Annotated in this window: 29 protein-coding genes and 1 pseudogene; 21 read left to right on the top strand and 9 right to left on the bottom strand. The window is 71.4% G+C overall.

Annotated elements, in window-relative coordinates:
• The first annotated feature begins 139 nt into the window (after window positions 1-139).
• Together ACIRD8_RS01065 and ACIRD8_RS01060 are read left to right on the top strand one after the other, a co-directional pair.
• Window positions 140-1,183 (top strand): alpha/beta hydrolase, encoded by a 1,044-nt coding sequence (locus tag ACIRD8_RS01065; protein ID WP_403984673.1) that lies wholly within the window; start codon window positions 140-142, stop codon window positions 1,181-1,183.
• A complete protein-coding gene (locus ACIRD8_RS01060; protein ID WP_403984671.1) occupies window positions 1,180-2,385 on the top strand; it encodes an acyltransferase in 1,206 nt (401 codons plus the stop codon). The genes ACIRD8_RS01065 and ACIRD8_RS01060 overlap by 4 nt, the downstream gene beginning before the upstream one ends.
• A gap of 15 nt (window positions 2,386-2,400) precedes the next feature.
• Here the strand turns inward: ACIRD8_RS01060 and ACIRD8_RS01055 are convergent, their stop codons facing one another.
• Complete coding sequence (locus ACIRD8_RS01055) at window positions 2,401-3,057, bottom strand: response regulator (protein ID WP_403984669.1); 657 nt, start codon at window positions 3,055-3,057, stop codon at window positions 2,401-2,403.
• Window positions 3,054-4,271, bottom strand: coding sequence for a histidine kinase (locus ACIRD8_RS01050; RefSeq protein WP_403984667.1), 1,218 nt, complete (start codon window positions 4,269-4,271; stop codon window positions 3,054-3,056). Before ACIRD8_RS01050 ends, ACIRD8_RS01055 begins: the two co-directional genes overlap by 4 nt.
• Window positions 4,272-4,552: 281 nt before the next feature.
• Here ACIRD8_RS01050 and ACIRD8_RS01045 point away from each other — a divergent pair, with 281 nt between their 5' ends.
• Together ACIRD8_RS01045 and ACIRD8_RS01040 are read left to right on the top strand one after the other, a co-directional pair.
• The gene (locus ACIRD8_RS01045) at window positions 4,553-5,542 is read left to right on the top strand and encodes an ABC transporter ATP-binding protein (RefSeq protein ID WP_403984665.1); all 990 of its coding nucleotides are present in this window, start codon (window positions 4,553-4,555) and stop codon (window positions 5,540-5,542) included.
• Window positions 5,539-6,561, top strand: coding sequence for an ABC transporter permease subunit (locus ACIRD8_RS01040; RefSeq protein ID WP_403984663.1), 1,023 nt, complete (start codon window positions 5,539-5,541; stop codon window positions 6,559-6,561). Before ACIRD8_RS01045 ends, ACIRD8_RS01040 begins: the two co-directional genes overlap by 4 nt.
• Window positions 6,562-6,604: 43 nt before the next feature.
• Here the strand turns inward: ACIRD8_RS01040 and ACIRD8_RS01035 are convergent, their stop codons facing one another.
• Together ACIRD8_RS01035 and ACIRD8_RS01030 are read right to left on the bottom strand one after the other, a co-directional pair.
• A complete protein-coding gene (locus ACIRD8_RS01035) occupies window positions 6,605-7,624 on the bottom strand; it encodes an aldo/keto reductase (protein WP_403984661.1) in 1,020 nt (339 codons plus the stop codon).
• A gap of 4 nt (window positions 7,625-7,628) precedes the next feature.
• A complete protein-coding gene (locus tag ACIRD8_RS01030; protein WP_403984659.1) occupies window positions 7,629-8,090 on the bottom strand; it encodes a MerR family transcriptional regulator in 462 nt (153 codons plus the stop codon).
• 87 nt (window positions 8,091-8,177) lie between these two features.
• On the opposite strand from ACIRD8_RS01030, the gene ACIRD8_RS01025 reads away from it, so the two are divergent.
• The gene (locus tag ACIRD8_RS01025; RefSeq protein ID WP_403984657.1) at window positions 8,178-8,999 is read left to right on the top strand and encodes a serine hydrolase domain-containing protein; all 822 of its coding nucleotides are present in this window, start codon (window positions 8,178-8,180) and stop codon (window positions 8,997-8,999) included.
• On the opposite strand, the pseudogene ACIRD8_RS01020 reads toward ACIRD8_RS01025, so the two are convergent.
• Window positions 8,999-9,412, bottom strand: a pseudogene (locus ACIRD8_RS01020) (ATP-binding protein); the annotation flags it as partial. The gene ACIRD8_RS01025 and the pseudogene ACIRD8_RS01020 sit on opposite strands and share 1 nt — an antisense overlap.
• Before the next feature lie 85 nt (window positions 9,413-9,497).
• Here ACIRD8_RS01020 and ACIRD8_RS01015 point away from each other — a divergent pair.
• The 4 genes from ACIRD8_RS01015 to ACIRD8_RS01000 are packed head-to-tail and all read left to right on the top strand — an operon-like array spanning window position 9,498 to window position 11,383.
• Window positions 9,498-10,346: a helix-turn-helix domain-containing protein gene (locus ACIRD8_RS01015; RefSeq protein WP_403984655.1), complete on the top strand. Its 849-nt coding sequence runs from the start codon at window positions 9,498-9,500 to the stop codon at window positions 10,344-10,346.
• Entirely contained in the window at window positions 10,306-10,572 is a 267-nt protein-coding gene (locus tag ACIRD8_RS01010) for a DUF397 domain-containing protein (RefSeq protein WP_403984653.1), read from the top strand. Before ACIRD8_RS01015 ends, ACIRD8_RS01010 begins: the two co-directional genes overlap by 41 nt.
• A gap of 3 nt (window positions 10,573-10,575) precedes the next feature.
• Window positions 10,576-11,070: an HAD domain-containing protein gene (locus ACIRD8_RS01005; RefSeq protein WP_403984651.1), complete on the top strand. Its 495-nt coding sequence runs from the start codon at window positions 10,576-10,578 to the stop codon at window positions 11,068-11,070.
• A gap of 22 nt (window positions 11,071-11,092) precedes the next feature.
• Window positions 11,093-11,383, top strand: a complete 291-nt coding sequence (locus ACIRD8_RS01000; RefSeq protein WP_403984649.1) for a hypothetical protein — start codon at window positions 11,093-11,095, stop codon at window positions 11,381-11,383.
• 15 nt (window positions 11,384-11,398) lie between these two features.
• Here ACIRD8_RS01000 and ACIRD8_RS00995 read toward each other — a convergent pair whose 3' ends face one another.
• Window positions 11,399-11,764 (bottom strand): DoxX family protein, encoded by a 366-nt coding sequence (locus ACIRD8_RS00995; protein ID WP_403984647.1) that lies wholly within the window; start codon window positions 11,762-11,764, stop codon window positions 11,399-11,401.
• A gap of 104 nt (window positions 11,765-11,868) precedes the next feature.
• Between ACIRD8_RS00995 and ACIRD8_RS00990 the strand changes: the two genes are divergently transcribed.
• Together ACIRD8_RS00990 and ACIRD8_RS00985 are read left to right on the top strand one after the other, a co-directional pair.
• Complete coding sequence (locus ACIRD8_RS00990; RefSeq protein ID WP_403984645.1) at window positions 11,869-12,246, top strand: winged helix-turn-helix transcriptional regulator; 378 nt, start codon at window positions 11,869-11,871, stop codon at window positions 12,244-12,246.
• A gap of 417 nt (window positions 12,247-12,663) precedes the next feature.
• Window positions 12,664-13,290: a DUF4232 domain-containing protein gene (locus tag ACIRD8_RS00985; protein WP_403985605.1), complete on the top strand. Its 627-nt coding sequence runs from the start codon at window positions 12,664-12,666 to the stop codon at window positions 13,288-13,290.
• Between the two features lie 16 nt (window positions 13,291-13,306).
• Here the strand turns inward: ACIRD8_RS00985 and ACIRD8_RS00980 are convergent, their stop codons facing one another.
• Window positions 13,307-13,975, bottom strand: a complete 669-nt coding sequence (locus ACIRD8_RS00980) for a pirin family protein (RefSeq protein ID WP_403985603.1) — start codon at window positions 13,973-13,975, stop codon at window positions 13,307-13,309.
• An 81-nt stretch (window positions 13,976-14,056) separates the two neighbouring features.
• Between ACIRD8_RS00980 and ACIRD8_RS00975 the strand changes: the two genes are divergently transcribed.
• The 5 genes from ACIRD8_RS00975 to fabF all read left to right on the top strand — a co-directional run bounded on the left by ACIRD8_RS00975 (window position 14,057) and on the right by fabF (window position 19,053).
• Window positions 14,057-15,256: a CdaR family transcriptional regulator gene (locus ACIRD8_RS00975; RefSeq protein ID WP_161198863.1), complete on the top strand. Its 1,200-nt coding sequence runs from the start codon at window positions 14,057-14,059 to the stop codon at window positions 15,254-15,256.
• Between the two features lie 89 nt (window positions 15,257-15,345).
• Window positions 15,346-16,260, top strand: coding sequence for an ACP S-malonyltransferase (locus ACIRD8_RS00970; RefSeq protein WP_403984643.1), 915 nt, complete (start codon window positions 15,346-15,348; stop codon window positions 16,258-16,260).
• 13 nt (window positions 16,261-16,273) lie between these two features.
• Complete coding sequence (locus ACIRD8_RS00965) at window positions 16,274-17,305, top strand: ketoacyl-ACP synthase III (protein WP_403984641.1); 1,032 nt, start codon at window positions 16,274-16,276, stop codon at window positions 17,303-17,305.
• 157 nt (window positions 17,306-17,462) lie between these two features.
• Complete coding sequence (locus ACIRD8_RS00960) at window positions 17,463-17,711, top strand: acyl carrier protein (RefSeq protein ID WP_014045780.1); 249 nt, start codon at window positions 17,463-17,465, stop codon at window positions 17,709-17,711.
• A 79-nt stretch (window positions 17,712-17,790) separates the two neighbouring features.
• Window positions 17,791-19,053 carry a beta-ketoacyl-ACP synthase II gene (fabF, locus tag ACIRD8_RS00955; RefSeq protein ID WP_403984639.1) on the top strand — a complete coding sequence of 421 codons (1,263 nt, stop codon included), beginning with the start codon at window positions 17,791-17,793 and terminating at the stop codon, window positions 19,051-19,053.
• Window positions 19,054-19,286: 233 nt separating this feature from the next.
• Here the strand turns inward: fabF and ACIRD8_RS00950 are convergent, their stop codons facing one another.
• Window positions 19,287-19,781, bottom strand: coding sequence for a DUF3145 domain-containing protein (locus ACIRD8_RS00950; RefSeq protein ID WP_382994309.1), 495 nt, complete (start codon window positions 19,779-19,781; stop codon window positions 19,287-19,289).
• 372 nt (window positions 19,782-20,153) lie between these two features.
• On the opposite strand from ACIRD8_RS00950, the gene ACIRD8_RS00945 reads away from it, so the two are divergent.
• Together ACIRD8_RS00945 and ACIRD8_RS00940 are read left to right on the top strand one after the other, a co-directional pair.
• A complete protein-coding gene (locus ACIRD8_RS00945) occupies window positions 20,154-21,068 on the top strand; it encodes an SGNH/GDSL hydrolase family protein (protein ID WP_403984637.1) in 915 nt (304 codons plus the stop codon).
• An 11-nt stretch (window positions 21,069-21,079) separates the two neighbouring features.
• Window positions 21,080-22,072 (top strand): aldose epimerase family protein, encoded by a 993-nt coding sequence (locus ACIRD8_RS00940; RefSeq protein ID WP_403984635.1) that lies wholly within the window; start codon window positions 21,080-21,082, stop codon window positions 22,070-22,072.
• 31 nt (window positions 22,073-22,103) lie between these two features.
• On the opposite strand, the gene ACIRD8_RS00935 is transcribed toward ACIRD8_RS00940, so the two are convergent.
• Window positions 22,104-22,889, bottom strand: coding sequence for an EI24 domain-containing protein (locus ACIRD8_RS00935; protein ID WP_403984633.1), 786 nt, complete (start codon window positions 22,887-22,889; stop codon window positions 22,104-22,106).
• A 111-nt stretch (window positions 22,890-23,000) separates the two neighbouring features.
• Here ACIRD8_RS00935 and ACIRD8_RS00930 point away from each other — a divergent pair, with 111 nt between their 5' ends.
• The 3 genes from ACIRD8_RS00930 to ACIRD8_RS00920 all read left to right on the top strand — a co-directional run bounded on the left by ACIRD8_RS00930 (window position 23,001) and on the right by ACIRD8_RS00920 (window position 26,298).
• Complete coding sequence (locus ACIRD8_RS00930) at window positions 23,001-24,155, top strand: mandelate racemase/muconate lactonizing enzyme family protein (RefSeq protein WP_403984631.1); 1,155 nt, start codon at window positions 23,001-23,003, stop codon at window positions 24,153-24,155.
• Window positions 24,152-25,171, top strand: a complete 1,020-nt coding sequence (locus tag ACIRD8_RS00925; RefSeq protein ID WP_403984629.1) for a zinc-binding dehydrogenase — start codon at window positions 24,152-24,154, stop codon at window positions 25,169-25,171. Before ACIRD8_RS00930 ends, ACIRD8_RS00925 begins: the two co-directional genes overlap by 4 nt.
• A gap of 143 nt (window positions 25,172-25,314) precedes the next feature.
• On the top strand, window positions 25,315-26,298 hold the full coding sequence (locus tag ACIRD8_RS00920; protein WP_403984627.1) for a hypothetical protein: 984 nt from the start codon (window positions 25,315-25,317) through the stop codon (window positions 26,296-26,298).
• Window positions 26,299-26,397: the final 99 nt, after the last annotated feature.

The raw sequence follows: 26,397 nt of genomic DNA, 5'->3' as shown, positions 1-26,397 counted from the left end.
GGGCTTTCCCCCCGTACTCCCCCTACCCCGGTATCACCGGACAGTTGGCTCCCCGGGGTGACGCCCCGGCACCCGCCGTCTTCCTACCTTCCTCCCCGGCACACCGGACGGTGTGCGCACGCCGTACGGGGAGGGCACGATGCGCCGATTCACGAGGACACTGGCCGCGGTGGCACTGGCCGCCACCGTGGTGGCCGGGACGGCCGGCTGGGCGTCCGGGAACACTCAGCGGGCGGTTACGGGGCCACCGCCCGGCAGCGCCTCATGGCGTGCCGACGGGGTGCTGGGGCGGGAGCTGCCCGATCCGGGCCGGGCGACGCCGGGGCAGGTCCGGGAGTTCTTCCGTGAGTTGAGCACGACCGACCGGCAACTGCTGCTGGAGCGGCATCCGTCGGTGGTCGGCAATCTGGACGGGGCGCCGCTGGAGCTCCGCTACCGTGCCAACGCCCGTGCGCTGCGGGCCTCCCACGATCCCCGGTACGCCGGACTCGCCGCGCCGGGGAGGCAGATCCTCGCCTTCGACCCGCGGGGGCGCGGCCAGGTAGCCGAGGTGTTCGGGGACCTGCGCACCGCACGTCATGTGTCCGTGGTGGTGCCCGGGTCGGACATCGACGCCGGGACCTTCGACCGGCGCGGCGATGTGTACGGCACCCCGGCGGGCATGGCGAAGTCGCTGTACGCCGGCACGGGCCGGGGCAGCGCGGTCATCGCCTGGGCCGGTTACACCACCCCGGTCGGCCTCGGCCTGGACGCGGCGACGGGGACGCTGGCCGAGGCGGGGGCGGAGCGGCTGACCCGGTTCACGGCGGGCCTCGCGGCCGACGGGCTGCCCGCGCCGGTCGTGTTCTGCCACAGCTACGGCTCGGTGGTGTGCGGGCTCGCGGCCTCCGGTCTCGGCGCCACGGACCTGGTCGTGCTCGGCTCCCCGGGGATGCGGGCCGACGACGTGGCCGGTCTGCACACCACCGCCCGGGTCTGGGCGGCCAAGGACGACACCGACTGGATCGACGACGTACCGCACGTCCGGGTGGCGGGTCTCGGGCACGGCGCCGACCCGGCCGGCGAGGGGTTCGGGGCGCGCCAGGTGCCCGCCGAGGACGCCGAGGGCCACACCGGGTACTTCGCCCCCGGCACGGACTCGCTCACCGCGTTCACCGCCATCGCCGAGGGGGTGGCCCGATGAGCGTGCGCCGGCTGGTCTCCCGTATCGACGCGGGCACTCCCGCCCACCGCGACCGCGCGGTCGACGGACTGCGCGCCCTCGCCCTGCTGGCCGTGCCGGCCGGTCACTGGCTGCTCGGCGGGTTCGAGCTGGACGGCGACGGCCTGCACAACGCCAGCCCGCTCTCCGCGTTCCCCGTGTTCTCGCCGGTGAGCTGGGTGCTCCAGATGCTGGGCGTGTTCTTCCTGGTCGGCGGCTACGCCTCGGTCCTCTCCTACCACCGCCGCCCTTCCACCACCCGTGCCTGGCTGCGCGCCCGTATGGTCCGGCTGGGCAGGCCCGTGCTGGGCGTGACCGCCGTGTGGGCGCTGATGATTCCGGTGCTGTACGCCGCCGGGGTGCCCGAGGACACCTTGCGTACGGGGGCGAAGCTGGTGATCCAGCCGCTCTGGTTCGTCGGGGTGTACGCCGTGGTCACCGCCCTCACGCCGTACTGCGTGCGCCTGGCCCGGCGGATCGGCGGCTGGGCCGCGGCCCCGCTGATCGGCTCGGTCGCCGTGGTCGACCTCCTGCGCTACGGGCCGTACGCCGACGCCGTGCCGTCCTGGCTGAGCCTGCTGAACATCCTGCCCGGCTGGCTCTTCGCGTATCAGCTGGGCGTCAGCTGGGGCGAGGGCCGGCTCTCGCGGCGCGGCGCCCGGCTCCTGCTCGTCGGCGGCACCGCCCTGTTCGCCGTGCTGCTGCTCGTCTTCCACTACCCGGCGTCGATGGTCGGCGTACCGGGCGAGGCGCGGACCAACTCGCATCCGCCGTCGCTGCTGGTCCTCGCGCTGGCCTCGGCGCAGAGCGGTGCGGCGGTCCTGCTGCACGGCAGGATCGGCCGGGCGCTGCGCCGCCCCTCGCTGTGGGCCCCCGTGGTCGTGATCAACCTGTCGGCGATGACGATCCTGTGCTGGCACCAGACGGCGATGCTGGCCGCAGCCGTGCCGGCCTCCTTCGCCGGGACGGTGCCCGGGCTGACGACGGCCCCGGACTCGGTCGGCTGGATCCTGGCCCGGCTGGCGTGGATGCCGCTGTTCGCCGCCGTGCTCGTGCTGCTCTCCCGCTACGCCCGCCGGTTCGAGGCCCCCTGGGAGGCGGACGGCCGGGCCGGGAAGGCCCGCCGGGCAGCGGCGGGGCTGCTCGCGGCGGGCTTCGCGGTCTTCGCGCTCCGGCTGGCCTGAGCCGCCGGACCGGCCCTACCGGCCTCCGTCGACCAGGCCGGATTCCCAGGCCCAGGCGGCGATCTCCACGCGGTTACGGGCGGACAGCTTGACCTGGACGTTGCCGAGGTGGGTCTTCACCGTGCCCACCGAGATGGACAGTTCGGCGGCGATCTCGGCGTTGGTCAGTCCTCTGGCCACCAGGCGCACCAGGTCCGTCTCCCTCGTGGAGAGCGCGGTGTGCGGCTCCCGGGGCGCGGGCACGGCTCTGTTGAGCTGCCTCAGCAGCCGGACGGTGATGGCCGGGCTCACCAGCGCCTCGCCGGAGGCGGCCGCCCTGATGGCCTCGACCAGCAGGGCGGGTCCGGAGTCCTTGATCAGGAAACCGGAGGCGCCTTCGCTCAGGGCCCTCTGGACGTACTCGTCGTCGTCGAACGTCGTGACCACGACGACCTTCGGCGGGTTCACGGTGCCGGGGCGGGTCAGTCTGCGCAGCGCCTCCAGCCCGTCCATGCGGGGCATGCGGATGTCCATCAGCACGACGTCGGGCCGGTGGCGCTCGGCGAGTTCCACGGCGTGCACCCCGTCCGTGGCCTCCCCGACGACGTCGATGTCGTCCTCCGCCGAGAGGATCATCGCGAATCCCGCACGGACCATGGCCTGGTCGTCGGCGATGAGTACGCGGATCGTCATGAGACGGTCACCGCCTCCGTGGACACCGGGAGGGACGCCTCGACGCCCCAGCCACCGGCCGTCACCGGGCCGGCCTGCACGCTTCCGCCGATCAGGCCGACCCGCTCGTCGAGGCCCTTCAGGCCGAAGCCGCCCTGGGAGACATGGCGCGGCCGTCCGTCGTCGCTGACCCGTACGGTGACCCGGTCCCCCGAGCGCTCCATGCGCACCCGCACCTCGGTGCATCCCTGGGCGTGTTTACGTACGTTGGTGAGGGCCTCCATCACCACCCGGTGCGCGGTGGTGGTCACCTCCACCGGCAGGCCGTCGAAGGTCCCTTCCAGATCGAGCCGCGCCCGGGCGCCGCCGACGGCCGAGAACTCCTCGACGAGCGACCGCACTTCTCCGATACCGGCCAGCGGAGTCAGCGCCACTTCCCCGTCGGCGTCGCGCAGCATCCCCACCATGTGCCGCATGGAGGTCAGCGCCTCCGAGCCGGCCTGTTCGATCCGCTGGAGCGCGGGCGGCACGAGGTCGGGCCGCCGGTCCGCGATCGCGTGGGCTCCCTGCGCCTGGACGACGATGCCGGTCACGTGGTGGGCGACGAAGTCGTGCAGGTCCCGGGCGAACTCCGTGCGCTGCTCCAGCCTGAGCGCCGCCGCCTGCCGCCGCCGGTCCATCAGGAGCAGGCGCATCCCGAGGCCGATGCCGAGCGCCATGAGCGCCACCAGGGCGTAGATCAACGCGAAGATGATCGTGGACTGCTTGAACTGGACCGACACCGGTCGCAGCACGATCGCCAGGTACAGCAGCGGCACAGCCACCGCCGCCCACGACGGCTTCCCCCGCCGGGCGACGACCACGAGGAGCCACACCAGAGCCGCCGGTTCGGCGAATCCCAGCGCCTGCGCGCCGACCCTCATCTCCATGTGCAGAGCCACCGAGAGACCCAGCGACACGACCGCCAGTGCGCAGCCGGCCGCCGGCAGCGCCCGGCTGCCGAGCCGGAACGAGGCGACGACCAGAGCGATGGCCAGCAGGGCGCCGACCAGCTTGGCGGGGCCCAGCGGGGAGGGGCCGTGGCGCCCGGCGATCCGGTAGAAGTCGCCGCCCGCCCAGTCCATCACGACGAGGCTGAGCAGGGCCCCGACGAGCAGCAGCCGCAGCGTGGCGGGCAGGAGCCGCGGATGGTTCTTCCCCCGTGCGGCCGCGGCTGCGGCCCACCTCTTCAGCATCTCTCTCACTGTCCTCCCGCCGACCGGCCGAAAGTCGGAGCCGGCCACAGATGATCTGTCTTTCGCCCGATCCGCCGCGGGACGCGACGGACAAGAGTGGTCCTCACCGGGCGGCGTTCGCCGTTCATCACACAAGGAGGGTGTCACGACCGCGGCCGGCCTCGCCTCGAAGCGGAACCCCGCGCAGGCGCTGTCGCGGCCCAGCGGCCGACCGCACGCACAGCCGGGCCCACTCCCCCACGTACAGGGCCCGCCCCTCCCCCCACGCACAGGAGACACGGATGGATCACGCACAGTCGCAGTACGGAAGCGGAACGGAGTTCGCGCGGCCGCCCGTCGGTGCGGCGGCGATCGAGGCCCAGGGGCTCGGCAAGGAGTACCGGCGCGGCTGGGCCCTGCGGGACGTCTCCTTCCGGCTGCCGGCCGGGCGGGTGTGCGGCCTCGTCGGCCCCAACGGCGCCGGGAAGAGCACCCTGATGGGCCTGGCCACGAACATGATCCGGCCGACGACCGGCGCCCTGCGGGTGTTCGGCGCGGCGCCGGGATCGACCGAGGCCGTCCTGCGGACCGCGTTCCTGACCCAGGAGAAGCCACTGTTCCGGCGCTTCACCGTCGCCGAAACCCTGCGGCTGGGACGCGAGTTCAACCCCCACTGGGACCAGGAGGTCGCCGAGGGCATCGTCCGCGCGGGGCAGGTGCCGCTGACGGCGAAGGTCGGCACGCTGTCCGGCGGTCAGCGCACCCGCGTCGCCTTCGCCCTGGCCTTCGGGAAGCGCCCCGACCTGCTGATCCTCGACGAGCCGATGGCCGATCTGGACCCGCTGGTCCGCCGCGAGCTCATGGCCACGCTGACGGCGGAGGCCGCCGAGCACGGCACCACGGTGCTGGTGTCCTCGCACATGCTCGCCGAGCTGGAGCACATCTGCGACTACCTCGTCGTCATCGCGAACGGCGGTCTGCGCCTCGCGGGCGAGGTGAACGAACTGCGCGCCGCGCACGCCCTGCTCGACGTGGCGGGGAGCGGCCCGGTACCGGCCGTCGCACCCCACACGGTCATCGAGTCCGGCCGGGGCGACGGCCGGCCCGGCGTCCTGGTGCGGCTGGGCGGACCTGTCGCGTACGGCGGCCAGGCCGAGCCCCCCACCCTGGAGGAGCTCCTGCTCGCCTACTTGCGCTCACCCGACGCTCCTGCGCTGATCACCCCCGGCGCCCGTGTCGGCGACATCCACGACGTCATCACCCGCGACCGGACGAAGGCTGTGACCGCATGACCACGCTCACCCGTGACCCTGCCCGTACGGCCCCCGCCGGATCCTTCCGGGACACCTGGATCCCCCGGCTCGGCGGCCCGGTCTGGCTCGCCTGGCGCCAGCACCGCGCGGCGCTCTGGACGCTCGTCGCCGTCACCCTCGTGGGCGTGGCGGTCATGGTCCACCTGCGCGGGCAGATGATGGACCTCCTGGCCGCCCAGGACCCGACCTCGCGGAGGGCCGGCGGCCTGCCGCCCGAGTTCGAGGCGTACATCGACCGTCTGCTGAGCATCGGGAGCTACCTCGGCTACATCCCCGTCCTGGCCGGTGTCCTGCTCGGAGCACCGCTCATCGCCGGCGACCTGGAGACCGGTACCGCCAAGCTGGTCACCTCGCAGTCCGTCAGCCGGATGCGGTGGCTCACCGTGAAGCTCGCCGTTCCCGCCGCGGTGCTCGCCCTGTCGACCGGCGTGCTCAGCGCCGTCCTCACCTGGTGGTGGAACCCGGTCAAGGGGTTCTCCGAAGGCCTCATCTGGACCGCCTTCTTCAGTGTCACGGGGGTCGTCCCGGTGGCCTACGCCCTCCTCACGTTCACCGTGGGCGTGGCGGTCGGCCTGGTCCTGCGCCGCACGCTGGTGTCGATGGTGGTCACGCTCGGCATCGTCGTGGCGCTCGGGTTCGTCTGGAGCGAACTCTGGCGGAGCCTGGGGAACGTCATGTCGATCAACACCGACAAGGGTGTCGGGCCCGGTCTGGTACCGCCGGAGCTGCCCGACCAGGCGGAGCAGCAGGGGCAGGGCACCTACTTCCTCACCAGCTCCGGAGACCGCCTGGACTGGACCACCTGCCTCGATCAGATGGAGAACGACAAGGCGCACACCGCCTGCCTGGAGTCGAAGCACGTCATCGGCTGGTCCCTCGACTACCTCGACGTCTCCCAGATGCAGACGATGCAGTGGCTCGGAGCCGGCGCCATGTTCGCCCTCACCGCGGCCGTCGCCGCCTTCGTGATCGTCTGGGGCCGCAAGCGGCTCCTGTGACCCGTCGGCGGGGGCCCTGCGAAGGACCCCCGCCGGGCCCCGCCTACTCGCGTGCGGTGGCCGTGTTGCTCATGTCCGGGTAGCGGTCCCCCGCCACCTGGGCCGCGATGGGCTCCAGCAGCTCCAGCTCCTGGCCGGTCAGCGTGAGCCGGGTCGCCGCCACGTTCTCCAGCAGCCGGCTGCGCTTACGCGTCCCGGGGATCGGCACCACGGTCAGACCGTGCACCTGCGCCCGCTGCTGCACCCAGGCCAGGGCGACCTGCGCGGCGGTCACACCGTGCGCCGCCGCGATCTTGTGCACCGGTTCCAGCAGCGCCGCGTTGGTCTTCGCGTTCTCGCCGGTGAAGCGCGGCTGGTGCTTACGGAAGTCGCCCTCCTCCAGGTCCTTGGCCGCGTCCGCGAACGCCCCGGTCAGGAACCCGCGGCCGAGCGGCGAGTACGGCACGAAGGCCACCCCGAGCTCGACGGCCGCGGGCACGGCGCTGCGCTCCACGTCCCGGCTGAAGAGCGACCACTCGGACTGCAGGGCCGCGATCGGGTGCACGGCGTGCGCGGCACGGAGCTCGTCCCCGGTCACCTCGCTCAGACCGAGCTGCTTGACCTTGCCCTGCTGCACCAACTCGGCCATCGCGCCCACCGATTCCTCGAACGGGACGAGCGGGTCGCGGCGGTGCATGTAGTAGAGGTCGATGACGTCGGTGCCCAGCCGGCGCAGGCTGGCCTCGACGGCCCCACGGATGTACGCGGGGTCGTTGCGCACGCCCCGGTAGTGCGGGTCGTCGTCCTTCCGCTCGATGGCGAACTTGGTCGCCAGCGTGATCTCGTCGCGGTGCGCCCCGACGAACGGCGCGAGGAACGTCTCGTTGGCCCCGCTGCCGTAGATGTCAGCGGTGTCGAACAGGGTGACGCCGGCTTCCAGCGCCGCTTCCAGGGTGTCCCGGGCGGAGGCCTCATCGGTGTTCCCGTAGAACTCGCTGATGCCCATGCAGCCGAGCCCCTGGACACCGACCTGCGGGCCTTCGGTGCCGAGCCGCACGGTCGCGATCTTTCCGGTGTCGCTCATCTGCTCAGACCCTTTCCGATTCCGACGCCGCACGGGCGCCGCCATAAAAGTCGATCTTGAAGTCGAGTACGGCGAGGGTTCCCTGGAGCTCCGCGATCCGCGTCTTCACATCGCGCCGGGTCGCCTCCAGCAGTTCCTGCCGCTCGGCGAAGGTGTGGTCGCCCTCCCGGAGCAGTTCGGCGTACCTGACCATGTCGGCGACCGGCATTCCGGTCAGCCTCAGCTTGCCGACGAACGCCAGCCAGTCCAAGTCGCGGTTGCGGAAGCGGCGCTGCCCCGTGTGGGAGCGGTCGACGTGCGGCATCAGTCCGATCCGCTCGTACCAGCGCAGCGTGTGGGCGGTGAGCCCGCTGAAGGCGACGACCTCGCTGATGGTGTAGTGGTCCTGGCCCTCGGGGCGTGGATGCGCCGTCGGGGCGGAAGCGCAGGTGTCCGTGCGTGCGGAAATGCTCTCCATCACCGTCATGCCCTCCACGCTAGAACCTTGGAGTGCACTCGAAGCAAGCGTATTCGGGTGGCGGGCCCGGTTTCGGCTCCCGTTAGGCTCGTACGCATGCAGAGCCTGGCGATGATCGAGAACTGGCCCGTCCCCACCGCGGCAGCCGCCGTCGTCACCTCGGACGGCACGCTCCTGGGTACCCATGGTCCCACCGCGCACCGTTTCCCGCTGGCCTCGGTCAGCAAGCCGCTCGCGGCCTACGCGGCGCTGGTGGCCTACGAGGAGGGCGCCGTCGAGCTGGACGAAGCGGCCGGTCCCGAGGGCTCGACCGTCCGCCACCTCCTCGCGCACACCAGCGGTCTCGCCTTCGACGAGCACCGGGTCACGGCGCCTCCCGGCACCCGCAGGCTGTACTCCAACGCGGGCTTCGAGGTGCTCGGCGACCACATCGCGAAGGCCACGGAGATCCCGTTCCCCGAGTACGTGCGCCAGGCCGTCCTGGAACCCCTGGGCATGACGTCGACGGCCATGGAGGGCTCCCCGGCCAAGGACGGCGTCTCGACCGTGGACGACCTGGTGCGGTTCGCGGCGGAGGTGCAGGCCCCGCGGCTCCTCGACCCGCGTACGGTCCTGGAGGCGCAGACCGTGGTGCACCCCGGCCTCAAGGGCGTACTCCCCGGCTACGGTCACCAGAGCCCGAACGACTGGGGACTCGGCTTCGAGATCCGCGACTCCAAGTCGCCGCACTGGACCGGGGGTTCGTCCTCCCCCGCCACCTTCGGCCACTTCGGCCAGTCCGGTACGTTCCTGTGGATCGACCCGGCGGCGGGCGCGGCCTGCGTCGCACTGTCGGACCGGGCCTTCGGGCCGTGGGCGACCGAGGCCTGGCCGCCGTTCACCGACGCGGTGCTGGCGGAGCTCGCCGCCGCGCGCTGAACGCACTCGAACCACACCGTCTTCCCCCGGCCGTCCCGGCGCACCTCCACACCCCAGCTGTCGGTGACGGCGTCCACCAGCAGCAGCCCCCGCCCGCCCTCGTCGAGCACGTCCCCGGCGAGGGGCCGGGGCAGCCGGGGGCAGGCGTCCGCGACCTCGACCCGTACGCCGCCGTCGGGGAGCAGGAAGATCAGGGTCTGGCAGCGGCGGCCCGGAACGTGCCGCACGACGTTGGCGATCAGCTCGGTGAGCGCCAGCTCCGCCGCGTCCACCACATCGAGCAGCTTCCAACGGGTCAGGTACAGCCGCAGGATGCGGCGCAGATGCCGGGCGGAGTGCGCGCCCATCGCGAGGTCGGCACGGTAGACCGCGTCCTCTGCGTCACCGGTCCGGGTATCGGATACGTGATTCATGTCACCAGCGTGCAATGCAATGGTTACTCTCGGCTACGACCTGAAACGAACGCCGCCAGGCGTTGTACGCGAGAGGCACCCCGCCGTGGCCAACGTGCAGTCGCTCGACCCCAGCGCTTCCCCTCTGGACTACTACGGCTGGGAACTGCGCCGCCAGCGCGAGGCCCACGGCCTCAAACAGGGCCAGCTCGGCGAGATCATCTTCTGCACGGGCTCGCTGATCGGCCAGATCGAGACGACGAAGAAGGTCCCGACCCGCGACTTCTCGGAGCGCCTGGACGCGGCACTGGGCACGGACGGGGTGTTCTCACGGCTGATCGGCCTGGTCCTGCGGAGCCAACTGCCGACGTGGTTCCAGCCGTACGCGGAGATGGAGGCGCGGGCGACGTACATCTCGACGTACCAGGCGCAGTTGGTCTACGGGCTGCTCCAGACGGAGGAGTACGCGCGAGCGGTGCTGGCCACCGGTATGCCCGACGATCTGGAGGGGCTGCTCGCGGCCCGGATGGAACGCCAGCGGATCCTGGAGCGCAAGCAACCGCCCCTGGCCTGGGCAATCCTGGACGAGGCGGTGCTGCGCCGCCTGGTCGGCGGCCATGAAGTCATGCGCGCACAACTACGCCGACTGTTGGAGTTCAGCAGGAACCGGTGGATGCAGATCCAGGTACTGCCCTTCACCGCAGGGGAACACGCCAGCATGGAGGGGTCGTTCACCACCATGCGCTTCGATGACGACCCGGACATCATCTACACCGAGGACATCATTTCCGGTCACATGACCGCCAGTCCCGACATGGTCCGAGAGTCCTCGCTCCGATACGCTCATCTGCAGGCTGCGGCCCTCTCGGTTGAGGATTCAGCGGCTCTGATCGCCCGCGTGATGGAGGAGCGTTATGGAAACCGGCCCCGACCTGATGAACGCGCAGTGGCGTAAGTCCAGCTACAGCGGAAGTTCTGGCGGCGAATGCGTCGAATGCACCGTCACCGGGGGCGCCACCTGGCGCAAGTCCTCGTACAGCGGAAACACCGGCGGTGATTGCGTCGAGATCGCCGACGGCTGCCCCGCCTCCGTGCCCGTCCGGGACAGCAAGAACCCCTCCGGCCCCGTCCTCACCGTGGGCACCGCCGCCTGGCAGGCCTTCGTGGACGGGCTCCGCTGACGCGTGACCGCGCTCCTCTTCCTCGACGTCGACGGCCCGCTCCTCCCGTTCGGTGCGACGCGGCAGCAACTACCCGGCGGCTACCCGGTCTTCGGTGACACGGACGAGAACCCGCTCATGGCCAGGATCGATCCGGCCCTGGGGCCTCGGCTGAGGTCGTTGTCGTGCGAGCTGGTGTGGGCCACGACGTGGATTTCCGACGCGAACGCGTACATCGCGCCGTGGCTCGGGCTGCCCGAACTGCCCGTGGTGGACTGGCCGGATCCACCCGTCGAGGACGGGACGCGCGGGCTGCACTGGAAGACGCCCGGGCTCGTCGAGTGGGCCGCCGGGCGCCCGTTCGCCTGGGTCGACGACGAGATCACCGAGGTCGATCGCGCCTGGGTGGAGTCGCACCACCCGGGGCGGCACCTGCTCCACCGTGTCGAGGCCTGGCGGGGCCTGACCGTCGCGGACTTCACCGCCCTGGACACATGGCTGCGGCATCACACGGACTGAGGCTCCGATAGATTCGGCCGCTATGCGATCACGTGATTACGACCTGGAGTTCCGCGAGCAGGCAGCGAAGGTACGCACCTGGGGCCTCGTCCTGTTCGGCGCCGCCGTCGTGCTGTGGATCTGGGGTGCCAAGGAGCTGTTCCTGCCCTACGAGCCCGACCTGGAGAAGGTCGTGACCGTGCTCGGGGCCTCGATACCGGTCTCGGTGGTCGGCGTAGGACTGTTCACGATCGGCACCGTGTCCCGCCGGATGAGCGCCCACGGCCAGGCGATCCGGGAACTCGACAAGCTGGCGGCCAGGCCCAAGATCTGACTGGACGTCCGCTCGTCAAAGCCAGACCGTCGCCAGCCAGGCGGTCACCGCGGCCCACACCAGCAGGACGACGTTGAGCCCGGTCGCCCGCGCCTCGCCACGCGACAGGTGCAGCGCCAGTCCGCCGATCTGCACCAGCACGAGGCCGACCGCCGCGGCGACGGCGAGCACGACCGCGAAACCGGTGAGGGGCGGCAGCACCAGACCGAGCGCGCCGAGCACCTCCAGGGCGCCGATGGCTTTGACGAGCGGCATGGGCACCTGGTCGACCCAGCCCATCATGGGCCGCAGCCCGTCCTGGTCCTGGAGGACCTTCTTGCCTCCCGCGTAGAGGTAGAACAGGGCCAGCAGTGCGGCAGTGATCCAGTACGCGACCTGCATGGGGTGCCTCCCGATGGTTACGAACCGTAAGTAGCCTCATCATGAGTGACTGTCGGGACGCCTACAAAAGGCACACGGATGTCAGTAATGGGCAAGGAGCGGCCGTGGAGCAGTACGAGCACACCTGCATGATCCGAGGGGACGGCGGCCGGGCGATCCGGGGCATCCTGGACCGGATCTGCGACAAGTGGACGATGCTGATCGTGGCGACGCTCGACGAGGGGCGCATGCGCTTCACGCACCTCCACCAGCACATCCCCGGGATCTCGCAGCGGATGCTGACTCTGACCCTGCGCAACCTCGAACGGGACGGGCTGGTCTCCCGCACCGCGTACGCCGAGGTTCCGCCGCGCGTCGAGTACGCGCTCACCGACCGGGGGAAGAGCCTCATCCCCCCGGCCCTGGCGCTCGCCCGCTGGGCGATCGAGCACAGCACCGACATCCAGGCCAGCAGGGACGCGTACGACACCCCGGACACGTGACCACCTCCCGAGCCGGGGAGAGTGGGAGCGGTGCCGCACCGGTGAAGACGTTGTGCCGCAGATGATGTTCAAGGGGCCGCAGGTCACGGGTCTGTCCCAGCCGTCGAGGGCCGCAGAGGTCCACGGTGCACGCCGCTGAACCGGCGGTCCGGCCGCGCGGTGACGCATCGCTCCCCATGCCGCCCGGGCCCCATGTGACGGGCCTGACGGCGCTGCGGAGCCAGGGTGGCGCCGTCGCGGCGCGGGCGGGGCGCGCCCGGCGCACACGCCCTTGCACCGGCCAATCGCGTGTAACAGGCATGTATTAGGGGGCGGCCGGCCGCAACGTCCCCGGGGCCGCTGCGGGTCTTGGTGATCAGCAAGGCCCGCTCGCACCGGGCGGACCGCACCGACCGCACCGACCGCAAGGAAGAAACGATGCGCACCAAGACGCTCACCCTCGCCGCCCTGACCCTCGCCGCCGGCCTCTCGCTCACCGCCTGCCAGGGTGGCGATGACTCCGCCGCGAGCACGAGCAACTCCGGGTCGTCATCGCAAGCCGGGACCTCGGCCGACAGCAGCGCGTCCGACGGGAACGCCTCAGCCACCGGCGACGACGACTCGACCGCCACGCAGTCCGCCGAGGGCAGCGGCAACGGGCAGATCACCACCGGCGCCTGCAAGACGGAGAACCTCGACTTCAGCACCACCAACGGCATGGGCGAGGGCATGCTCACGATCAGGCTCAAGAACACCGGCGGCGACGCCTGCACCCTCAAGGGCTTTCCCGGTGTCGACCTCAAGTCCCAGGACGCCTCCGGCCCGCTGAGCGCCCAGCGCAGCGACCTCGACGCCCCGGTCGTCAACCTCGCCGACGGCGAGACGACCCGCTTCACGCTGCACTACCCGCCGGCCGAGGGCTCGGGCGCCTACGTCAGCGCCATCGAGGTCACCCCGCCCAACGAGACCCGCTCCAAGGCCCTGCCGGTCTCCCTGCGCCTCCAGATCGCCGACGGCGCCGACCAGAAGGTCGTCGTGGACCCGGTCGGCACCGGAAAGCAGTGAGCACGGGCGGCGGCGCTCAGACCTCGGCGAGCTCCCAGAGCAGCGCCTCGGCCGGTTCCAGCGCCTCCAGCTCCAACCCCCGGGACTCCGTGACACGCGCGGAGTCACCCGGGCCCAGCTCCTCGCCCGCGAGGAGGACCCGGCCCCGTACGACGTGGACGTAGACGCCCGCCGCATCCGGCACGGCGGTCCGCTCGCCCTCGGACTGCCGGCGCACATGGAGCATCGCGCCCGCCTCGGGGAGGGCGTACGGGGTGGAGTCGGCGATCCCCGCGACGTGCGTGTAGGAGGGCTCGCCGCCCGGCTGCAGAGGAGCCAGCCACATCTGAACGAACGTCAGCGGCCCTTCCCCGTCGTTGCGCTCGACGTGCCGCACCCCGGCGGCCGAGCTGAGGTGCTGGACATCACCGGGCCGTACGACGGTGGCGTGCGCGGCCGAGTCGCGGTGGGTGAGCTCGCCCTCCACCACCCAGGTGACGATCTCGGTGTGGCTGTGCGGATGCTCGTCGAAGCCGGCGCCCGGGGCGAGACGCTCCTCGTTGCAGGCCAGGATCGGTCCGAAGCGCAGATTGTCCGGATCGTAGAACCGCCCGAAGGAGAACGCGTGCAGCGTCTCGATGCCCGCGGAGTCACCCGTGGCCGGGTCTCCGCCGCGGAAGCGGTCCCCGGAGCGGCGTACGTCCATCACTCCCCCACGGTATCCCCGTCGGCCGGTCTTCCGCCCCGGCCCTCCGTGCACCTGTCCCGATAAGGCAGTCTTGTGTGCGTGCCCCGACCCGATCCTGAGCAGCCCGCCTCGCACGACGCCCATCTCCACGCCGCGACCCTGAAACGCCTGGAGCAGTCCTCCGGCCGGCTGGCCGCGAACGCCATCGCCCGCATGGACGAGACGCTGCCGTGGTACCGGGCGATGCCACCGGAGAACCGGTCCTGGATCGGCCTGGTCGCCCAGGCCGGTATCGCCGCGTTCACCGAGTGGTTCCGGCACCCGGAGACACCGCAGGCGATCTCCACCGACGTCTTCGGCACGGCTCCGCGCGAGCTGACCCGGGCGATCACCCTGCGGCAGACCGTCGAGATGGTGCGTACGACGATCGAGGTCATGGAGACCGCGATCGAGGAGGTCGCGGCGCCCGGCGACGAGTCGGTGCTGCGCGAGGCGCTGCTCGTCTACGCGCGCGAGATCGCCTTCGCGACCGCCCAGGTGTACGCGCAGGCCGCCGAGGCCCGTGGCGCGTGGGACGCCCGGCTGGAGTCGCTCGTGGTGAACGCGGTGCTGTCCGGCGAGGCGGACGAGGGCGCCGTGTCGCGGGCCGCCGCCCTCGGCTGGAACTCCCCCGAGCATGTGTGCGTCGTCCTCGGCACCGCCCCGGAGGGCGACAGCGAGCTCACCGTCGAGGCGATCCGCCGGGCGGCACGGCACGCCAAGCTCCAGGTGCTGACCGGGGTGCTCGGACACCGGCTGGTCGTGATCGCGGGCGGCAGCGACAACCCCCTGAACGTCGCGAAGTCGCTGATCGGGCCCTATGCGGCCGGACCCGTCGTCGCCGGACCCGTGGTTCCGGACCTGCTCGCGGCCACCCGGTCCGCACAGGCCGCGGCAGCCGGTCTCAAAGCCTGCTCGGCGTGGCAGGACGCTCCGAGGCCCGTCCTGTCGGACGATCTCCTTCCTGAGCGTGCGATGGCGGGAGACCCTGCCGCGCGCGATCAGTTGGTGGAGGAGATCTACAGACCGCTGGAAGAAGCGGGTTCGGCACTTCTGGAGACGCTGAGTGTGTATCTGGAGCAGGCGAGCAGTCTTGAGGGCGCGGCACGGATGCTGTTCGTGCACCCCAATACCGTGCGCTACCGGCTGCGACGTGTGACCGACGTCACCGGCTGGTCACCCTCCGACGTCCGTTCCGCGTTCACGCTGCGGATCGCCCTCATCCTGGGGCGCTTGGCCGCCGGGGACACCCAGTCCTAGACTTTTGTCGAACTTCAACAATTCCCCTGACGGTTCTTCGTCCCTGTCCCCACGGGCCTCCGGGGCCGTCCACAAGAGAGAGTGTGAGGGTGCTCGTACTCGTCGCTCCCGGCCAAGGCGCTCAGACGCCCGGCTTCCTGACTCCCTGGCTCGAACTCCCCGGTGCCGCAGACCGCATCGCGGGATGGTCCGACGCCATCGGGCTCGACCTTGCCCACTACGGCACGAAGGCCGACGCGGACGAGATCCGCGACACGGCGGTGGCTCAGCCGCTGCTGGTCGCCTCGGGTCTCCTCTCCGCCGCGGCCCTGGACGCCTCGCCCGGCGTCGTCGCCGGACACAGCGTCGGTGAGATCACCGCCGCCGCGCTCGCCGGTGTCATCGACGACGAGGCGGCGCTCCGTCTCGTACGCACCCGGGGGCTCGGCATGGCCGAGGCCGCCGCGGTCACCGAGACCGGCATGGCCGCGCTCCTCGGCGGTGACCCGGAGGTCACGGTCCCGCACCTGGAGAAGCTGGGGCTCACCCCGGCCAACGTCAACGGCGGCGGGCAGATCGTGGCCGCCGGCACCGCGGCCCAGATCGCCGAGCTGGCCGAGAACATGCCCGAAGGCGTACGCCGTGTGGTGCCGCTCAAGGTGGCCGGCGCCTTCCACACGCACCACATGGCTCCGGCCGTGGAGAAGCTGCGTGCCGCCGCCACCGCCCTGACGGTCACCGACCCGAAGGTCACGTACGTGTCGAACGCCGACGGGAAGACGGTCGCCACCGGCGACGAGGTCATCTCGCGGCTCGTCGGCCAGGTCGCCAACCCGGTCCGCTGGGACCTGTGCATGGAGACCTTCGCCGCGCTCGGTGTCACGGCTCTCATCGAGGCAGCGCCGGGTGGGACCCTGGTCGGGCTCGCCAAGCGGGCGCTGCCCGGCGTGAAGACCCTCGCGCTCAAGACCCCCGACGACCTAGACGCGGCCCGCGCGCTCATCTCCGAGCACGCAGGCGCCTGAGGAGCCCGAGAGCATGTCGAAGATCAAGCCCAGCAAGGGCGCCCCGTACGCACGGATCCTGGGTGTGGGCGGCTACCGTCCGACCCGTGTCGTGCCCAACGAGGTGATCCTCGAGACGATCGACTCGTCCGACGAGTGGATCCGCTCCCGCTCCGGTATCGCCACCCGCCACTGGGCCTCCGACGAGGAGACCGTGGCCATGATGTCCGTGGAGGCGTCAGGCAAGGCGATCGCCGACGCCGGGATCGCTCCCGAGCAGATCGGCGGAGTCATCGTCTCCACCGTCTCTCACTTCAAGCAGACCCCCGCCGTCGCGACCGACATCGCGCACCGGGTCGGTGCGGGCAAGCCCGCCGCCTTCGACATCTCGGCCGGCTGCGCGGGCTTCGGCTACGGCCTCACGCTCGCCAAGGGCATGATCGTCGAGGGCTCGGCAGAGTACGTACTTGTCATCGGCGTCGAGCGGCTCAGCGACCTCACCGACCTGGAGGACCGCGCGACGGCCTTCCTCTTCGGCGACGGCGCGGGCGCGGTCGTGGTCGGCCCGTCCCAGGAGCCGGCCATCGGCCCGACGGTCTGGGGTTCCGAGGGCGACAAGTCCGAGACGATCAAGCAGACCGTCGCGTGGAACGACTTCCACATCGGCGACGTCTCGAACCTTCCGCTCAACGAGCGGGGCGAGGTCAAGTTCCCGGCCATCACGCAGGAGGGCCAGGCGGTCTTCCGCTGGGCCGTCTTCGAGATGGCGAAGGTCGCCCAGCAGGCGCTGGAAGCGGCCGGGATCTCCCCGGAGGACCTGGACGTCTTCATTCCGCACCAGGCCAACATGCGGATCATCGACTCGATGGTGAAGACCCTCAAGCTGCCGGAGCACGTCACGGTCGCGCGTGACGTGGAAACCACCGGCAACACGTCGGCCGCCTCGATTCCGCTCGCAATGGAGCGGCTTCTGGCGACCGGTCAGGCCAAGAGCGGCGACACGGCGCTCATCATCGGCTTCGGGGCGGGTCTCGTCTACGCCGCGACGGTCGTTACCCTCCCCTAGGAAGGAGCTGAAGATCTTGGCAGGGCTCGCAACGTCCGGTACGCGCATCTGCCGCCGCTCCCTGATCCAGCCAAGATCTTCAGCACCCTCCTTGGCACACCGGACCTTTCGGTCCGCCCGCCCGAACCCTGCATAAACACATCGAAGGAGCGCCAACATGGCCGCCACTCAGGAAGAGATCGTCACCGGTCTCGCCGAGATCGTCAACGAGATCGCCGGTATCCCGGTCGAGGACGTCCAGCTGGACAAGTCCTTCACCGACGACCTGGACGTCGACTCGCTGTCCATGGTCGAGGTCGTCGTCGCCGCCGAAGAGCGCTTCGACGTCAAGATCCCCGACGAGGACGTCAAGAACCTCAAGACGGTCGGCGACGCCGCCGACTACATCCTGAAGCACCAGGGCTGATCCCAGCCCGTCCCGTGTGTCGCCACCCGGCGGTGGCGCCGCTGATTCACGACCCTCTACACGTGGAGAAGATTTTCCAGTGAGCCCGACCAATCGCACCGTGGTCGTCACCGGTATCGGCGCAACCACTCCGCTGGGTGGCGACTCCGCATCGACCTGGGAAGGTCTGATGGCCGGCCGTTCCGGCGTCAAGCCTCTCGAGGGCGAACGTTTCGCCGAACTGCCCGTCCGGATCGCCGCCCTCGCGGCCGTCGATCCCGGCGAGGTACTGCCCCGACCGCTCGCCCGCAAGCTGGACCGCTCGGCGCAGTTCGCGCTGATCGCCGCCCGCGAGGCATGGGCGGACGCCGGCTTCACCGGCAAGGCCGGTGAGGACGAGAAGATCCAGCCCGAGCGTCTGGGTTCGGTCATCGCCTCCGGCATCGGTGGCGTGATCACCCTGCTCGACCAGTACGACGTGCTGAAGGAGAAGGGCGTACGCCGCGTCTCCCCGCACACCGTTCCCATGCTCATGCCCAACGGCCCGGCGGCCAACGTCGGCCTGGAGGTCAACGCCCAGGCCGGTGTCCACACCCCGGTCTCCGCCTGCGCGTCGGGTGCCGAGGCCATCGGGTACGCCGTCGAGATGATCCGTACCGGCCGTGCCGACGTGGTCGTCGCCGGTGGCACCGAGGCGGCCATCCACCCGCTGCCGATCGCGGCGTTCGCCAACATGATGGCGATGTCCAAGAGCAACGACGAGCCCGAGAAGGCCTCGCGTCCGTACGACACGGGCCGTGACGGCTTCGTCCTCGGCGAGGGCGCCGGTGTCGTGATCCTGGAGTCCGCGGAGCACGCCGCCGCGCGTGGCGCCAAGGTCTACTGCGAGGTGCTGGGCCAGGGTCTGTCCGCGGACGCCCACCACATCGCGCAGCCCGAGCCCACCGGGCGCGGGATCGCCGCCGCGATGCAGAACCTGCTGGACTCCACGGACCTCAAGCCGTCCGAGGTCGTCCACCTCAACGCGCACGCCACGTCCACGCCGCAGGGTGACGTCGCGGAGATCAAGGCGCTGCGTGCGGTGCTCGGCGACGACCTGGACCATGTCGCGATCTCCGCCACGAAGTCCATGACGGGTCACCTGCTGGGTGGCGCGGGCGGTATCGAGACCGTGGCGACGGTGCTGGCACTGCACCACCGGACGGCTCCGCCCACGATCAATGTCGACGAGCTCGACGAGGCGGTCGAGGCGGACATCGTGCGGGGTGAGCCGCGGGCGCTGCCGGAGGGGTCGATCGCCGCGATCAACAACTCGTTCGGCTTCGGTGGCCACAATGTGGTGCTGGCGTTCCGTTCGGTCTGACCTGCGCTTGGCTGTCGCGAGGCCCGCTTCTGCCCCTGCCGGGGGGGAGGCGGGCTTTTCGCATGCCGCGGGCCGTTCCCGGGGGCTCCGCCCCCGGACCCCCGCGCCTCAAACGCCGGGGGCTGATTTTGCCCCCTGCGCCGGGAGGTGTGCGGGGCAGGCCGAATAGCGCCCCCTGCGGAGAAACGTTTCGGCTCGGTGAGGGTGCGTGTTCCGGGCAAGGGGTGGGGGTGTCAGACCACCTGGTGGAGCCAGCGGACCGGGGCGCCCTCGCCTGCGTGGCGGAAGGACTCCAGTTCGTCGTCCCACGGCTTGCCCAGGAGCTTGGCGACCTCGGCCTCCAGGTCCGTCTCGCCGTTCAGGGAGCGCGCCAGGGCCGCCCGCAGGCGGTCCTCGGGGACCAGGATGTCGCCGTGCATGCCGGTGACGGCGTGGAAGATGCCGAGACCCGGCGTGGAGCTGTAGCGCTCGCCCTCCGCCGTGGGGCAGGGCTCCGCCGTCACCTCGAAGCGGAGCAGGTCCCAGCCCCGGAGGGACGAGGCCAGCTCGGAGGCCGTGCCGACGCGGCCCTTCCAGGAGAATTCGGACCGCCAGGTGCCGGGGGCGGCCGGCTGTCTGATCCAGTCCAGCTGGACCCGCACACCGAGTACGCCCGCCACCGCCCATTCGACATGCGGGCACAGCGCGCGCGGTGCGGAGTGAACGTAAAGGACTCCACGTGTCGTCACCGGGACCTCCAGTGTGGGACGAGGTTCGCCTTCCCCAGCGGCCTCGCGCCCGTACGGTCTCTTCCCGGCCGGCTCCCGAGGTTGTCTTCAGTAAACAGCATCGGGAGTGAATCTCCTGAAAAGGGACAGTATGTGACGTGAGATAACTTACCCGACCCGCTGATACCCGCCGATTCTTCCGCGGGCCGGCCGGGCGCCACTGGTTCGACGGGGAAAAGCTACCGTGCGCCGGGGCCGGGTGTGTGACGTACCGTCGGTCCCGGGCCCATGATTCGCTCAGCATTCACCCGCGAGGGCGTGGGGGCCCGCCACCTGGGGCTGTCCGGGTGTGCCAGGGGCACAGTCACCCGTGTGACCGGAGGGAAAAAAGGGATGCCTGAGCGTTCGCCACGCCGCAGCGCACGGGGCGCCGCGGTCACTCTGGCGGCGGTCGCGCTCGTCGGCGCCGCCGCGCTCACGGGCTGCACCTCCGACGGGGGCACGACGGCGGGGAGCACCGCGGGCGCACGGAGCCCCTCCCCCTCGCCGACGCCGGCGTGGGACGCGAGCCCTGCCTCCATCGCGGCCGTCGGGGATTCCATCACCCGGGGCTTCGACGCCTGCGCCGTGCTGGCCGACTGCCCCGAGGTGTCCTGGGCGACCGGGACCGACGGCGGGGTGCGCAGCCTCGCCGTACGGCTCCTGGGTGCGTCGAAGGCGGCCTCGCACAGCTGGAACCACGCCGTGTCGGGCGCCAGGATGGCTCAGCTGCCGGAACAGATGGCGCTGGCCGCGAAGGACGGGCCGGAGCTGGTCACGGTGATGATCGGCGCGAACGACGCCTGCCGGGACTCGGTGCGGCTCATGACCCCGGTGGCCGACTTCCGGGCCTCGTTCGAGGCGTCGATGCGGCAGCTGCGCGCCTCGGCCCCGAAGTCGCAGGTGTACGTGTCGAGCGTGCCGGATCTCAAGCGGCTCTGGGCGACCGGGCGCGAGAACCCGCTGGGCAAGCAGATCTGGAAGCTGGGGATCTGCCGTTCGATGCTGGGCGACGCCGACGACATGGGCAGCGCGGCCGTCGCCCGGCGCGACGCGGTGCTGGAGCGGGTCGTCGCGTACAACGGGGTGCTGCGGGACGTCTGCGCGCGGGACGAACGCTGCCGTTACGACGGCGGGGCGGTGTTCGACTACCGGTTCACCGGTGCGCAGCTCAGCGAGTGGGACTGGTTCCACCCGGGCCGCAACGGCCAGGCCAGGCTGGCAGAAATCGCTTACCGCAACGTCACGGCGGCCGGGCCCCCGGCGTAAAGTTCTTGATCATGACGACGGGTACAGCGGTACAGAGCGAAGACTTCTCCACCCGCACGGACGGTACGCCGGTCCGGCGCTGGACCCTGGAACGCGGGGGCACACGGGTGCGGGTGCTGACGTACGGCGCCGTGGTGCAGTCCGTCGTGGTGCCCGGGAGGGACGGGACCCCGGCCGAGGTGGCCCTGGGACTGCCGGACGTCAAGGCGTACGAGACGTACACGGGCCCCTACTTCGGTGCCGTCGTCGGCCGGTACGCGAACCGGATCGCGGGCGGGTCCTTCGTCCTGGACGGCCGGACGCACCGGGTGACGGCGAACGAGGGCCGCAACACCCTGCACGGCGGTGGGCGCGGCTTCGACAAGCGGGTGTGGGACGCCGAGGAGGTGCCGGACGGGGTGCGGCTCTCCCTGGTCGCCGAGGACGGCGAGGAGGGCTTCCCGGGGCGGCTGGCGGTGTCGGTGACGTACTCCCTGGACGAGGACGGCGCGCTGCGGATCGCCTACCGGGCGACGACGGACGCGCCGACCGTGGTGAACCTGACGAATCACACGTACTGGAACCTGGCCGGGGCGGACAGCGGGAGCGCGCTCGGGCACGAACTGCGGCTCGCGGCCGGGCGGATCACCCCGGTGGACGGGGAGTCGATCCCGACGGGCGAGCTCCTGCCGGTGGACGGGACCCGGTTCGACTTCCGGGAGCCGAAGCCGGTGGGCCCGGGCTACGACATCAACTACGTACTGGAGGAGACCGGCGGGGAGCCGGCCGCCGAGCTGTACGACCCCGCGTCGGGCCGGCTGATGACGGTGCGCACGACGGAGCCGGGGATCCAGCTGTACACCGCCGACCACCTCGGCGGCGGCCCGTTCGTGCCGTGCGCGGGGATCGCGCTGGAGACACAGCACTTCCCGGACGCGCCGAACCGCCCTGAGTTCCCCGGCACGGTGCTGCGCCCGGGCGAGGAGTTCGCCTCCACGACGGTGTACGGGTTCTCCGTGCGCTGAAGCCGTTCCTCCACGACCGGCCCGGGCCCCCTCAGTCCTTGTGCAGGGTGTACGGCGACGAGGGGGCCGGCTCCGGCGCGGGCGTCGCCGTGAGCTCGCGGGCCAGCAGCGTGGCCCCGGCGACGGCGCCCGGCATCAGCAGCACGGCGACGAAGGGGACGACGAAGGCGACCGCGAGCGGCACCCCGAAGCCCAGGACCATCATGCGGCGGGCGCGCAGCAGGGCGAGCCGGTCCTTCTGGACCATGCCGCGGCGCTGGAGGGCGACGGCGGTGAGCTCCTCGGACAGGAAGTAGCCGGAGACGCAGAAGCCGAGGGCGGGGACCACGGTCTGCCCGACGACGGGGATGAACCCGAGGACGAAGAGCAGCACCCCGTAGAACGCGACGCGCAGCAGGATGCGGACGGAGTCGCGGGCGGAGATCCACAGCTCGCGCCAGAGCGGCAGGTCCGACTCGGCCACCTCGCCGCCCTCGCTGCGGTCGACCTCCTCGGAGAGCGACTCGTAGAACGGCTGGCCGACCAGCAGGGTCACCGCGGTGAAGGTGATGACCGCGAGGAATATCCCGAACACGAAGACCAGGACGACCAGGGTGTTGCGCAGGAGCCCCAGCCAGGGCGAGGACCAGTCGTCGGCGAACGGGGTGGCCCAGGCGACGAAGTCGTCGGCGCCGTAGCCCAGTCCGACCAGCGCGCCGGCGTAGACGACCAGGGTGACGAGCGCGGGCAGCAGGCCGAAGCCGAACCACCGGCCGTGTCCGAAGACCCAGCGCTGCCCCTTGACCAAGTAACCGAAGCCCGCCCCGAGATCACTCATGGCGTCACCCTACTTGCGCGAACCATTGACACGTCCCCTGGCCCGTCATTACCGTCACGCCAGCATTTCGAACGAGTGACGAAATACCGAACACGTTGAGAGGCAACACCCGTGCGCATCACCGGAATCAGCACGCATGTCGTCGGCACGCCGTGGCGCAACCTCACCTACGTCCAGGTCCACACCGACGAGGGCCTCACCGGGGTCGGCGAGACCCGCATGCTGGGCCGCACGGACGCGCTGCTCGGCTATCTGCGTGAGGCGTCGGCCAACCACATCGTGGGTTCCGACCCGTTCGCGATCGAGGACCTCGTCCGCCGCATGAAGTACGGCGACTACGGCCGCGCCGGGGAGATCGTGATGTCCGGCATCGCGGTCGTCGAGATGGCCTGCTGGGACATCAAGGGCAAGGCGCTCGGCGTCCCCGTCTGGCAGCTGCTGGGCGGCAAGGTCACCGACCGGGTCAAGGCGTACGCCAACGGCTGGTACACCACCGAGCGCACCCCGGAGGCGTACCACAAGGCGGCCCAGGGGGTCGTCGAGCGCGGCTACCGGGCGCTGAAGATCGACCCGTTCGGCACGGGACACTTCGAGCTGGGCCAGGAGGAGACCCGTTACGCCGTGTCCCTCATCGAGGCCGTGCGGGACGCCATCGGGCCCGACACCGAGCTGATGCTGGAGATGCACGGGCGGTTCAGCCCGTCGACGGCGGTGCGGATCGCCCGCGAGATGGCGCCGTTCAGGCCGGCCTGGCTGGAGGAGCCGGTGCCGCCGGAGAACCTCAAGGCGCTGAGCAAGGTCGCGGAGAAGGTCGACATGCCGATCGCGACCGGTGAACGCATCCACGACCGGATCGAGTTCCGGGAGCTCTTCGAGTCGCAGGCCGCCGACATCATCCAGCCGGACGTCGGCCACATCGGCGGCATCCTGGAGACCCGCAAGCTCGCGGCGACCGCGGAGACCCACTACACGCTGATCGCCCCGCACAACGTGGGCGGTTCGGTGCTGACCGCGGCCAGCCTCCAGGTCGCGGGCTGCACCCCCAACTTCAAGATCCTCGAACACTTCAACGACTTCGCGGACGCGGACATCAAGAAGGTCGTCAAGGGCGCCCCGGCGGTCGACCCCGCCACCGGCTGCTTCGAGCTCTCCGACGCACCCGGGCTCGGCGTGGAGCTGGACGTGGACGCGGCGGCGGAGTTCCCGCAGCAGCAGGCGCGGTTCGACCTGTGGGCGGACGGCTGGGAGAAGAGGCAGCCCAAGTGACGTCTCTCTCGCGGTCGTTGACCGTCGACCGGCCCGGCAGTCACCTGCTGACCGAGGGGCCGCTCCCGGAGCCGGGCCCCGGCGAGGTCAGGGTGCGGGTCGCCGCGGCCGGGATCTGCATGAGCGACCGCGAGGTGTACGACGGCCACCGGGACCCGGCCTATGTGCGCTACCCGGTGGTGCCGGGCCACGAGTGGTCGGGGACCGTCGACGCGGTCGGCGAGGGCGTCGATCCCGCGCTGACCGGGCGGCGTACGGTCGCCGAGGGCTTCCGGGCCTGCGGGCGCTGCGAGCGGTGCCGGTACGGGGAGACCTCGCTGTGCACGGCGGGGTACGACGAGACGGGGTTCACCCGGCCCGGCGCGTTCGCCGACCACGTGGTGGTCCCGGCGCGGCTGCTGCACCCGCTCGCCGACGACGCCGACCTGCGCGCCGCGGCCCTGCTGGAGCCGGCCGCGGTCGTCGCGGCGGCGGTGCGGGCCGGGGCGCCGGAGCCCGGTGAGCGGATCGCCGTCCTGGGGGCGGGCACGCTCGGCCTCCTCGCAGTGCAGCTGCTGGCTGCGGTGTCGCCCGCCGAGCTCACCGTGATCGACCCGAGGGAGCAACGGGCCGCCCAGGCGCTGGACTTCGGGGCGAGCGAGGCACGGGTGCCCAAGGAGGCCGAGGAGGTGCGGGGCCGCTACGACCTGGTCGTGGAGACGGCCGGAGCGCCGTCCACCGCGGCCGACGCGTGTCTGCTGGCGCGCCGGGGCGGGCGGGTGGTGCTGACCGGGATGTTCACCCCGGGCGCGGTGGGTATCGACCCGGTGCACCTGTCGCTGAGCCAGCTCACCGTGCGCAGCGTCTTCGGGGCGTCCTCGGCGGCCTGGTCGTACGCGGTGCGGGCGTTCACGGCGGGGCTGCTCGACCCGGCACCGCTGATCACCCACGAGTTCCCGCTGGAGCGGTTCGCCGAGGCGGTGGCGCTGGTGGGGTCCGGGGATCCGGAGACCGGGAAGGTGCTGCTGCGGCCGTGACGGGCCGGCCCTGATCCGTACGCCGGTACGGCGGCGCCCTGACCGCTCCCGTGCCGGCGTACTCCCCGAAGATCCGCGCCCCCGGGGACCGCACCCCCAAAGATCCGAACTTCGTCCGAAATACCGAACATGAAGGACCAGTCGTGACCGACGCCCCTGTCTCTTCCCCCGGTGCCGCCGGCGCCCGCCGCCCCGGCGACGCCGCGCTCACCGCGCTCGGCCTCGGCCCGGCACCCCTGTCCCCGGCCGACGCCTCCCCGCACTCCTTCCCCGACGGCGGGAGCTGGCGCACCGAGGTGCCGTCCGTGGAGGGTCCGGAGGCCCTCGGCGTCGTACTGGAGGAGTCCGCCAGGCTCGACGTCCCGGTCCACCGCATCAGCCAGGGCAGCGGCATCTGGATGCTGACCGACGCGGAGATCACCGAGATGGTGGACCGCTGCGCCGAACGGGACATCGAGCTCTGCCTGTTCACGGGCCCGCGCGGCACCTGGGACACCGGCGCGTCCGTCCGTACGGACTCCGGCGGCGCCGGGCTGCGCTCCCGTGGCCACGACGCGCTGGCCGGCTGCGTGGAGGATGCCCTGCGCGCGACCGGACTGGGCGTGAAGTGCCTGCTCGTGGCCGACGAGGGCGTGCTGTGGACCCTGCACCGGCTGCGTGAGCAGGGGGTCCTGCCCGCGGACACCACCTTCAAGGTGTCGGCGCTCATCGGGCCCGTGAACCCGGCCTCGTACGCCGTGTTCGAGCAGCTCGGCGCCGACTCGATCAACATCCCGTCCGACCTGACGCTCGCCCAGTTCACCGAGATCCGCCGGGTCTCGCGGGCCCCGATGGACCTCTACATCGAGGCTCCGGACGACCTGGGCGGTTATGTGCGGATGTACGAGGTCGCCGAACTGATCCGGCGCGGGGCGCCGCTGTACCTGAAGTTCGGCCTCTCCAAGGCGCCCGGGATCTATCCGTACGGGCAGCACCTGCGGGAGCTGGCGCTGTCCACCGCCAGGGAGCGGGTGCGGCGCGGCAGGCTCGCGCTGGACCTGCTGACACGGCACGGGGCGGAGGGCGGCATGGCCGCCCTCGGCAGCCGACTGCCGGGCCCGCTCAACCGGTTCGGCATCTCGTCATAACGTTCCGGAAACTCCGCGCACAAAAGAAGACACAGACGCGCACAATCCCACACACCTGATCTGCCCCGCGTTCCGGCCCCACCGGACCGAGCCATGACA

The organism is Streptomyces sp. NPDC102451 (genome assembly GCF_044765485.1).
Taxonomy (GTDB): Bacteria; Actinomycetota; Actinomycetes; order Streptomycetales; family Streptomycetaceae; genus Streptomyces.
Note: the sequence above shows the minus strand (reverse complement) of the source record. Positions and strands in the feature narration are given on the sequence as shown.